Origin of the sequence: Acinetobacter sp. ACNIH3 (assembly GCF_002918965.1) — a bacterium.
Classification (GTDB): Bacteria; Pseudomonadota; Gammaproteobacteria; order Pseudomonadales; family Moraxellaceae; genus Acinetobacter; species Acinetobacter schindleri.
This window is the reverse complement of the sequence record NZ_PQLP01000032.1, coordinates 25,034-35,465: the sequence shown is the minus strand read 5'-3', so window position 1 is coordinate 35,465 and position 10,432 is coordinate 25,034. Positions and strand designations below refer to the sequence as shown.

Annotated in this window: 8 protein-coding genes and 1 pseudogene; 2 read left to right on the top strand and 7 right to left on the bottom strand. The window is 41.5% G+C overall.

Translation table 11 applies throughout. From position 1 onward, the window contains the following. Positions 1-128: 128 nt before the first annotated feature. The 5 genes and pseudogenes from rfbB to C3420_RS12160 form a co-directional block, all read right to left on the bottom strand. Positions 129-842, bottom strand: a pseudogene (rfbB, locus tag C3420_RS12180) (dTDP-glucose 4,6-dehydratase); the annotation flags it as partial. 86 nt (positions 843-928) lie between these two features. Further along, a complete protein-coding gene (locus C3420_RS12175) occupies positions 929-1,699 on the bottom strand; it encodes a glycosyltransferase family 25 protein (protein WP_103800622.1) in 771 nt (256 codons plus the stop codon). Positions 1,700-1,709: 10 nt separating this feature from the next. Beyond that, positions 1,710-2,474: a glycosyltransferase family 25 protein gene (locus C3420_RS12170; protein ID WP_004813064.1), complete on the bottom strand. Its 765-nt coding sequence runs from the start codon at positions 2,472-2,474 to the stop codon at positions 1,710-1,712. Positions 2,475-2,483: 9 nt separating this feature from the next. After that, positions 2,484-3,458 (bottom strand): stealth family protein, encoded by a 975-nt coding sequence (locus C3420_RS12165; protein ID WP_004813066.1) that lies wholly within the window; start codon positions 3,456-3,458, stop codon positions 2,484-2,486. A gap of 54 nt (positions 3,459-3,512) precedes the next feature. Next, positions 3,513-4,286: a hypothetical protein gene (locus C3420_RS12160; RefSeq protein ID WP_051005988.1), complete on the bottom strand. Its 774-nt coding sequence runs from the start codon at positions 4,284-4,286 to the stop codon at positions 3,513-3,515. A 183-nt stretch (positions 4,287-4,469) separates the two neighbouring features. Between C3420_RS12160 and C3420_RS12155 the strand changes: the two genes are divergently transcribed. Beyond that, complete coding sequence (locus C3420_RS12155) at positions 4,470-5,639, top strand: nucleotide sugar dehydrogenase (RefSeq protein ID WP_004813070.1); 1,170 nt, start codon at positions 4,470-4,472, stop codon at positions 5,637-5,639. Further along, positions 5,636-6,658: an NAD-dependent epimerase gene (locus tag C3420_RS12150; protein ID WP_004813072.1), complete on the top strand. Its 1,023-nt coding sequence runs from the start codon at positions 5,636-5,638 to the stop codon at positions 6,656-6,658. Before C3420_RS12155 ends, C3420_RS12150 begins: the two co-directional genes overlap by 4 nt. A gap of 57 nt (positions 6,659-6,715) precedes the next feature. On the opposite strand, the gene C3420_RS12145 is transcribed toward C3420_RS12150, so the two are convergent. Beyond that, the gene (locus C3420_RS12145) at positions 6,716-7,642 is read right to left on the bottom strand and encodes a branched-chain amino acid transaminase (protein ID WP_004813074.1); all 927 of its coding nucleotides are present in this window, start codon (positions 7,640-7,642) and stop codon (positions 6,716-6,718) included. Positions 7,643-7,666: 24 nt separating this feature from the next. Continuing rightward, positions 7,667-10,417: a bifunctional [glutamate--ammonia ligase]-adenylyl-L-tyrosine phosphorylase/[glutamate--ammonia-ligase] adenylyltransferase gene (gene glnE, locus C3420_RS12140; protein ID WP_103800621.1), complete on the bottom strand. Its 2,751-nt coding sequence runs from the start codon at positions 10,415-10,417 to the stop codon at positions 7,667-7,669. Positions 10,418-10,432 lie beyond the last annotated feature (15 nt).

Below are 10,432 nucleotides of genomic sequence, written 5' to 3'. Positions count from 1 at the left end.
CTAGACAAAATGACACCAAATGAGTTTTACTATGATCAGCTACCCCAACAAAACAAGGTGGCTTAACTAGAGCGGAATATCACTTATAAATACGCTTTTAGTTGTTCAAACAAGTGGGACCACCTCTCCACTTTATATAAAGCTCTTGCATGATCTTCCACAAATAGCCAGTCTCGGATTTGTTGGCCATTACCATAAATTGGCAATGGCTTTTCATCGAGTGCATTCAAAATTACTAATGGGATTAACTTTTCAGGAAAATGATATGGACCGTAATTATTTGAGCAATTGGTGACAATTACCGGTAAACCATAGGTTCTATGCCAAGCACGGACCAAATGATCTGAACTCGCTTTAGATGCTGAATATGGAGAACTTGGCTGATAAGGTGTTGTTTCAGTAAATAGATCGGTTGTTCCTTCCAAATCTCCATATACTTCATCTGTCGAAATATGATGAAAACGGAAATTCTTTTTTGATTTTTCATCAAGATTCAGCCAATATTTTCGAGCAACCTCAAGTAAAGTATAAGTACCGATAATATTGGTTTGTATGAAGGCTGCCGGACCATCAATAGAACGGTCTACATGCGATTCAGCAGCGAGATGCATCACAACATTTGGCTGAAATTCATGAAAGAGTGCTTCGATTGCAGTCTCATTACAAATATCAGTCTGACTAAATTGATATTGATCACTTTGTTGAACTAGACTTAATGACTCTAAATTTCCAGCATAAGTAAGCTTATCTACATTTAAAACATGGTGCTTAGTGTTTTCAATAATATGACGTATTACAGCTGAACCAATAAATCCAGCACCACCAGTTACTAGAATACGCATTTCAAGTTATTCCTATCATTTCATCACATTTATATTTGATGCTTTTAAGCAAATTTATTTAAACATTCTTTTCTGTTGGCTTAACTTTATTTAAAGTCTACTCGTTGACCAACTAAAGCATATTTCACTTGCTTAAGTACACGCATAATTTCCAACTGAATTTTTGCCCACCCCTTTTTCTTCTGCTTACGCATACGCGCTTTACGTTCAGCAAGCAAATCACTTGAGAGAACTGTCTTCTTCTCAGGAAAAAGCATCATTTCTTGAATACAAAGAGCTGGTGTCATTTGATAGACAGGATAAATTTTAGCTTGAATAAATTCATCAAACATAACTTGATCTAAAGGAATTAACTGAATCTTTCGCACATAATCCAAGTATTTTTGTGCACCTTTCAGACTTAAAATATAGCCCGCTGTCCCTAAATTTTTTCCCGTTAACTGAACAATCTGACGCGATCCATTTGCGATATTTATCTTAGGCCCACTTAAAAATACCTTATCGCCAAAAGCTTCTATTTTAATAATATCCCAGTCATTTTGAATCCAGTCATCCTGACTCAGAAAATAGTCAGCATTTTCTCCCAAATATACATCATCTTCAAAAACTGCCAAATGCGGAATCTGCTCATCTACCATTTTTTGCCAGATCGATACATGACTCATAAAACAAGCTAACTCGCCAGAAGTCAGAAAATCTTCGTGCACCTGCAGTGCCATTTTTTCAGCCAGTGGTTTAGCTAAATCTGGTGTCAATGCATCAAAGAATTCAAAACCGATATTCTGTTTGCCAAATTCTTTTTGAATGTGTTCACGACGTGCAGTTGCTGTTTTTAGGCTAATTACAATGTTTTTCATACAGATTTACTTACTTTGAAGCCATTAAGTGTTTAAGTGCATAATAGCGGTCACGCCACATGCGCTTCTGCTTCTTCAAACCATGGGACAAGCCACGATTTTCTTTTTGTTTACGTGATACGCCCTGAGAAGCGACTGTCCCTAAAATATCACTGTCTAAACCTGCAGGTCGAACCAAGGCTGGCCACACACCTAATCCCTTTCCATTTTTACTCAGCCAGGTCTGGAAGAAAATATCGACAGGCATATTTATATGCTTACCAGCTTCTAAAAATGCTTGAGCACCTTGGCGTGACCAGATCAAACCTAATCCGCGAATTGGAAAATAAAAAGCATGCCACATGCTCATATCTTCAATCTGGATAATATCTTTCGCCAGCTTTTTCTTTTTGGCTGCAATATTGATTAAGTACCAATCTAAATCTTTATGCTGATCCAGATATTCCAACACACCATCCAGCTTTGTTTTAAAGTCTGGATTAATTTTCATATCATCTTCAAGTATAACCAGATAATCTGCATCAGTATTCAGAAACTTCTCTGCGCAAGCATAATGACTCAGATAACACCCCAATTCCGAGTTCATCAGGCTACGTCCAAGAATCTGTTGCGCACCTTGATCATCATAGTTGGTAAATTCAGTTAAAGCCTTGCCACGGCCATCGACTGCGGAGAAACGTTCAAAGGACCAATTTACTGCATCTAGTTGCTGAGTCGCCCGTTCAAGCCGTTCATGACTACCATCCAGATTAATCAGATAAGTAATTACTTTCATCATGAACCTCTAAGCTGAAATTGAATTTGGCAAATAACCAGCCAGTTTTTTCTGCATGGCATTACTGATCTGCTTTGCATCTACTGGCTTTAATTGATCCAGACTCTGGATACAACCATATTTTATTGCAGGATTATCTAAAGCTGAAATAAAACTGTCGAGGCTATCTTCATTTTTCAGATAAGCCAGTTTAATATCCGGCTTCAGCTCAGCTTGCTGCTTTTGAATCTTGATATGATTCATCAGTGAAATGGGATTAAGCTGCTCTACACTGCGGAACTTGTATTTAATCTGGGTTTCCAGCAACTTCGGATGTGCCAATAAATAATCTTTCAAAACATGACGATCAACAATATGTGGATAATGATGGATCTCGAAAAACTTTTTGAAACCCAGGATATCTGCCCCTAACATTTGTGCAATCATGTGCTTCGGCTGAATCGGCTTGCCAAATTGACGCTGCAAAAATTGGCGATATTTTAACTTTGTCTTCAGCGCAAAACTGCTTTGCCAGTGGCCATAGATCACCAAATGATTACCGTTTAGAAAATCTTCTGGCTGTGCAGTTGAATTAAAGAAAAAGTCATCATTCAAATAAATAAAATAGTCTGATAATCCTTCAATGTTCCAGAGCATACTTTCAATGGATCGGGTATTAAAAGTGGGCAAATGCTGCTCATAACCTCTAAAAATTTCCCGATGATCCACTACACGAATTTTATCGGCAGTACACAGGCCTTGTGCAGCAAATTCATCAATAAATTCTGGGCGCTGGTTATCGGTCACTACAAAAATATTGCGGCAAAAAGGTACATATTTCAGGATTGAAGCAATGTTGTAGTAGATTTCATTATTACTGGCGAAGCGGGTATCACTGACTGCATCGGATGCATCTTCACCAGTCAGATATTTATGCCGTTTCTTTTTTAATTCCAGATCATTGCCATCCACCCAGGCAATTACAATATCAATTTGCTGCTGCATTTACTTCATCACTTTAAAATAGGTACCGGATTGCTTAATTACTACACTTAATAATTATTGCCACGCATCCTTGATCCATTGCGATGGCAGAACATAACGGTACCATTTACCACCGCCGCCGTTAATTGCGTCAGGTGGATTGATTTCACCATGGAAAATAATAATTTTGACACCTTCCGGCTTCACAGGCGGCTTGAAATAAGCCATTGGAATTTTTTGCAGACAGTGATATTTATAGCTCTTGCACCAGGAATCCGGCCAGTAACTCAGTTTCTTTTCCTGATCAACATACCAGGATAAATAAGCCTGCTCATTACGAAACTTCTGACGGATTTCATCAAAATGTTCACGGAAATATGGCATCAAACCAGGAAAAGCTCCCAGCTTGAAACGATAAACCGAGCTATTTCCGGTAATACGCCATGGACGTTTCCAGTCATGAATAATCAAAAAATCACCCGGATGGGTAAAGAAACTGTCAATATTATCGACAATCACAACATCTAAATCGAGAAAAAGTGCATTTCCTTTTAAACCATATAAATTAGGTTCAAAGGTCGATAACTTATTCCAGCCACGTTCAGGACTACCTGCTGGCAAGGCCAATGGCGGAATAGGAAAACATTCAACAGCAGGATCAATGCCCTCGGTACGGTCTGTCAGACACACCATTTTAAAGTCAACCGTAGTATGACGCTTGACCATGTTGTATAAACGATTGACGTACTCTGCCCCATATTTGGTGCCCCACTTCATGCATAGCACAATATTCTGTTCAGACTGTGTATGAGCCTGACCTGACAGTGAGTCGTTTACGTTTTCCTGCATGTATTCATCTTCCACCAGCATTCTGCGCCATATCATACCATCTCTAAAGCAAAGTTACTCCCCCGCTTTTCAACACCTTCATAATACTCAAAATACTTTATGGTATGATATGAAACCGCCTTGAGAACACCACTATTGGCTTGGGCTCTGGCTCCCCTATTAAAAATACATAATCAGGTTGATATGAAAATAGCAGTTGCAGGCACCGGTTACGTCGGCCTTTCCAATGCCATGATCTTCTCACAACATCATGAAGTCGTGGCATTAGATATTATTGACAATAAAGTTGAAATGTTAAATCAGAAGATTTCTCCGATTCAGGATCCTGACATTTCAACTTTTTTAAGTGAAAAGCCACTAAACTTCCGTGCAACAACTGACAAATATGAAGCTTATCAGAATGCTGATTTTGTCATTATTGCGACACCGACGGATTATGATACCAAAACCAATTATTTTAATACCCAAAGCGTCGAAAGCGTTATTCGTGATGTGACCGAGATTAACCCTCAAGCGGTCATGATTATTAAATCTACAGTTCCGGTAGGCTTCACCAAAACAGTTAAAGAGAAATTTCATACAGAAAATATTATTTTCTCTCCAGAATTCTTGCGTGAAGGTAAAGCTTTACATGACAACCTTTATCCATCACGTATTATTGTTGGAGAGAAGTCAGCGCGTGCTCAACAATTCGCAGATATGCTGATTGAAGGTGCAATCAAAAAAGACAGTCCTGTTCTGTTCACTGACTCAACCGAAGCAGAAGCAATCAAGTTATTTGCCAATACCTATCTGGCTATGCGCGTAGCTTTCTTCAATGAACTGGATACCTATGCACAAACGTTCGGTTTAGATACTCAGCAAATTATTGAAGGTGTCTGTCTGGACCAACGAATTGGCAATCACTATAACAACCCTTCCTTTGGTTATGGAGGTTACTGCCTGCCAAAAGATACCAAACAGCTATTGGCGAACTATAGTCAGGTACCTAGCAATCTGATTCAAGCTATTGTGGATTCTAACCGTACCCGTAAAGACTTTATTGCCGATTCTATTTTGGCAAGGAATCCGTCGGTGGTCGGGATTTATCGACTGGTTATGAAAAGTGGCTCAGATAATTTCCGTGCCTCTGCCATTCAGGGGGTAATGAAACGCCTTAAAGCCAAGGGGGTTGAAGTCATTGTTTATGAACCGGCATTAAAAGAAAGCGAGTTCTTTAAATCTGAAGTGATTACTGATTTAGAAGCCTTTAAACAGCGGGCAGATGTGATTATCACCAATCGTCAATCCAAAGATTTGAGTGACGTTGAAGATAAAGTGTATACCCGTGATATTTTTGGAGGCGATGAATGAAAATTCTGGTAACAGGTGCAGCAGGTTTTATTGGATTCCATGTTTCCAAAAAGCTTTTAGAACGTGGTGATGATGTGGTCGGTTTTGACAACATGAATGACTACTACGATCCAGCTTTAAAACAGGCACGTGTAGATCTGCTAACTCAAACAGCGGAACAGCAGTCGGGGCAGTTCGACTTTTATCATGCCAACCTTGCAGATAAAGCCGCAGTTGACAAGTGTTTTCAGGAACATCAATTTGATCGCGTGATTCATCTTGCTGCACAGGCAGGCGTACGTTATTCGCTTGAAAATCCGATGAGTTATGTGGAAAGCAATATTGTCGGTTTTACCAATATCATTGAAGCCTGTCGCTATGCCAAAACACCACATCTGACTTATGCCAGTACCAGTAGCGTGTATGGTGCCAACACTACCATGCCTTTTAGTGAAAAGCATGGTGTCGACCATCCGATCCAGTTCTATGCAGCAACAAAGCGTGCCAATGAATTGATGGCACATAGCTATAGCCACCTCTTCAAACTGCCAACCACAGGCTTGCGCTTCTTTACTGTCTATGGTCCTTGGGGGCGTCCGGATATGGCTCTCTTTAAGTTCACCAAGAACATTATTGAAGGCAAATCTATTCCGGTTTTTAACCACGGCAATCATACCCGTGATTTCACCTTTGTTGCAGATATTGCTGAAGGCGTGATCCGTTCCAGTGACCAGATTGCTGCACCAAATCCAGACTGGGATAGCAACAATCCTGATCCATCCACCAGCAATGCCCCGTTCCGGATCTTTAACATCGGCAATAATTCGCCAGTCAAACTGATTGAATATATCCATGCCATTGAAAAAGCAGTCGGCAAAGAAGCCATTCTGGACTTACTGCCACTACAACCCGGTGATGTACCAGATACTTTCGCTGATAGCTCAGCACTAGAACAAAGTGTAGGTTATAAACCTTCTGTTTCTGTTGAAGATGGCGTAAAACAGTTTGTTGACTGGTATCGCGATTTCTATCAGGTTTAATAGATTCTTCTAGCCATAAAAAAAGGACTCATTTGAGTCCTTTTTTATCTGTTGAACTTATTTTACGTAAGTTAACCAGTGCGCATATTTAGGGTCTTTACCCTGAACCGCATTGAAGAATGCAGTCTGGATTTGCTCAGTGATCGGACCACGTTTGCCTTCACCGATTTGACGGTCATCGTATTCACGGATAGGCGTTACTTCAGCAGCAGTACCGGTGAAGAATGCTTCATCAGCAATATAGAATTCATCACGGGTAATACGGCGTTCAACCACTTCATAACCAAGATCTTTGGCAATGGTAATAATCGTTTGACGGGTAATACCATCAAGCGCACCACCTGCGATATCCGGTGTATGAATCACGCCATCACGTACCAGGAATACGTTTTCGCCTGAACCTTGACATACATAACCTTGTGGATCTAGAAGCATTGCTTCGTCATAACCAGAATGTGCTACTTCTTGATGTGCAAGGATAGATAATGTGTAGTTACCTGATGCTTTGGCTTTACACATGGTCACGTTAGGGTGATGGTGCGTAAATGAAGAAGTTTTTACGCGAATACCCTTCGCCATTGCTTCATCACCTAGGTAAGCACCCCAGCTCCACGCAGCAACCACTGCATGAATGGTATTGTCAGTTGCGGCAATGCCCAGTTTTTCAGAACCAATAAAGATAATTGGACGTAAATAGCAAGACGCTAATTTGTTTTCACGAACGACATCAATTTGAGCTTGTTCTAACGCTGCCTGATCAAATGGAACTTTCATTTGATAAATTTTTGCAGAATTAAGTAAACGTTTAGTGTGTTCTTTCAGACGGAAAATAGCCGTTCCATTCGGGGTTTCATAAGCACGGACACCTTCAAACACCCCCATGCTGTAGTGCAAGGTATGTGTTAATACGTGAGTTTTTGCCTCACGCCAATCTACCAGTTGTCCGTCTTGCCAAATGAAACCATCACGATCAGCCAAATTCATGCCACAAACTCCAATTTTTCACAATTATTCACTATCCAGTGCAAATACTGCACTTGGATCAATCAGTCTTTGCCATAACTTGCAAACGGTCTTTCGGGTATCGTGCCAGTCGCTTGCAGACACTTGCATGGATTGATTTGCAAGGGCTAAGCGGTGGCTCTCGGCGCGTTCACGGAGATAAGCTTGAATCAGAGCAGTCGCATCGTCGCTGGATAAGCAACCTGATTTTGCGGCATCCTCAAGGATTCGTACATTGTCGGAGTAATGGGCGAGATCTTTATTCGTCCCACTCCAAGCTAACACCGCATACTGTGCCATAAATTCGATATCAACGATACCACCTGCATCTTGTTTTAAATGAAAAATTCCATCTTTTTTTTGCTCTTTTGAAGAACCCAGATGATCTTTCATTTTCTGACGCATTTTTAATACTTCTTCACGCACATGACCGATATCCCGTTTTTGGGTCAAGATATCACAGCGCAATATCTCGAATTTTTTACGTAAACTCATTTCCCCTGCGATTGGACGGGCACGTACCAAGGCTTGATGTTCCCAGAGCCAGGCGCTCTTAAACTGATACTGTTCAAAAGCTTTCAGACTGGTAACCAATAAACCTGCTTCCCCTGAAGGACGTAAGCGGGTATCAACTTCATAAACCCGCCCATCCAAGGTTTGTGTAGTCATCAGTGACATCAGCTTTTGCGCCACACGCATGGCAAATTCAAAGCCACTAATTGGTTTCAGTCCGTCAGTATCTGCCTGTTCATTCATAAAATGAATAAATACCAAATCCAGGTCAGAACCATAACCGAGTTCAATCCCGCCCACCTTGCCATAGCCAATCACGGCAAAAGCAGTATGATCGACTGAACAGCGTTGCCCTTCGGCATCAAGTGGGAAACCATGCTTTTTGGCCACAATTTGATAGGCTAAATGCAAGGCAGCATTTACAGACACTTCAGCAATATCAGTCAAAGCATCTGATACTTTCATTAAAGGACTTTCTGCCAACACATCACTGGCAGCAACAGCCAGCACATTGGATTTTTTAAACAGACGCAATACCCGCATCTGGTCTTCCACCTGATCAAGCTCAATACGCAGCAACTGCTGACGTAGAGAATCTTCAAGATCTTTACGCTTTGGCAGCTCAAAATCCATAGACAGGAATTCATCCAGTAACACCGGATAATGGGTTAATTCCTCACAAATCCATGGGCTGACAGTTGCCATCTTGACCAGACGCTGAAGTGCACCTTTGCTTTCAATCAGCATGACCAAGTACACAGTGCGGCGCATGACTGATTCAACCAATGGCATCAGACGCACTAAAGCCGTCTGCGGCTGATCAGATTGCAAAATTGCTTCAATCAGATAAGGCCAAAATGTTTTTAAACGCTGTAAGGCTTTGGCCGGCAATTTTTTTAAGGTATTACTGTTCCAGAACTCATGCACCAGATTTCGGGCATTTACATCTAGTACTGCATTTAACTGCTGTTCCAGTTGGGTAAAACTTGAGAGTTGAGTTTCTGGACCATTCTCTTTAATCAGATGTTCAAACTGGTAAATCACTTTGGCGCGCTTCTGATCCAACACATCCATAAATGCTGCCCAGTCAGCAAAACCCAAAGTATCAGCAATGCGCTGGCGAGGGTCATCTTCGGTTGGTAATGACTGAGTTTGCTGATCATTCAGCGCCTGAATCGCATGTTCAACCCGGCGCAGGAATAAATAAGCATCCTCAAGATCTTCTACTGCTTGTTCATCTAGTAATTCAGCCGTAACCAAGTGCTTGAGACTGACCAGACATTGGCGATCCTGTAATTCCAGCTTGGCACCACCATAAATCAGCTGATACACCTGAACAATGAATTCAACTTCACGAATCCCGCCAGCACCAAGCTTGATATCATCTTCAATATTGCGGCGCTGCACTTCACGCTGGATCATCGCTTTCATTTCACGCATAGCAGCGAAAGCACTGTAGTCCACATAGCGACGGAACACGAATGGACGTGTCATCTCTAGTAACTCATCACCTTCAGGCGTTGGATTGACAATCCGCGCCTTGATCCAGGCATAACGTTCCCATTCACGACCATGCTGGCTGAGATATTTTTCCAGCGCGATATGGCTAATTGCTAAGGGTGAACCATCTCCCCAAGGACGCAGGCGCATATCGACACGGAAGACAAAACCATCTGAGGTAATATGATCTAACAGGTAGATCAGCTTTTGTCCCCATAGAATGCAAAACTGCTGCACATCAATACATTTTCGCCCATCGGTTTCCCCTTGCTCATCAAAGGCAAAAATCAGATCAATATCACTAGAAAGATTAAGTTCCTGAGCACCGAGCTTACCCATAGCAATTACAATTAAGTCTTGCACCTTGCCGTTATAGCCAATCGGCTGACCATACTTTGCAACCAAGGGAATACGGGCAAAATCTTTGGCGGCACAAATGGCGGCATCGGCAAAATCAGAAAGTTCACGAGTGAGAGTAATGACATTAGTAAGTTGATTGGCATCCTGCCAGATCCAGCGAAACATCAGGCGAGCACGCAGAGTACGTAACGTACTCATCCATTGCTCTTCATCACTAATATTGCTAAGAGTATCTGTGACAGATTGCTTGATTTGTTCATTACTTAAAGCATGCTGAAAATGGTCAACTGCATAGTCCTGCTGCAGCAAGGCAGCGTGTCTGGACAATACCTGCTCGGCATATTGGCTTGCCCTTAAAGTATTCTGCAATTGTACGTCGTTCATTTCCAGTCCTTGTCA

Coding starts and splice junctions, on each gene's coding strand:
- C3420_RS12175 (WP_103800622.1), bottom strand. CDS start 1,699: ATGAAAAACATTGTAATTAGCCTAAAAACAGCAACTGCACGTCGTGAA.
- C3420_RS12170 (WP_004813064.1), bottom strand. CDS start 2,474: ATGAAAGTAATTACTTATCTGATTAATCTGGATGGTAGTCATGAACGG.
- C3420_RS12165 (WP_004813066.1), bottom strand. CDS start 3,458: ATGCAGCAGCAAATTGATATTGTAATTGCCTGGGTGGATGGCAATGAT.
- C3420_RS12160 (WP_051005988.1), bottom strand. CDS start 4,286: ATGCAGGAAAACGTAAACGACTCACTGTCAGGTCAGGCTCATACACAG.
- C3420_RS12155 (WP_004813070.1), top strand. CDS start 4,470: ATGAAAATAGCAGTTGCAGGCACCGGTTACGTCGGCCTTTCCAATGCC.
- C3420_RS12150 (WP_004813072.1), top strand. CDS start 5,636: ATGAAAATTCTGGTAACAGGTGCAGCAGGTTTTATTGGATTCCATGTT.
- C3420_RS12145 (WP_004813074.1), bottom strand. CDS start 7,642: ATGAATTTGGCTGATCGTGATGGTTTCATTTGGCAAGACGGACAACTG.
- glnE (WP_103800621.1), bottom strand. CDS start 10,417: ATGAACGACGTACAATTGCAGAATACTTTAAGGGCAAGCCAATATGCC.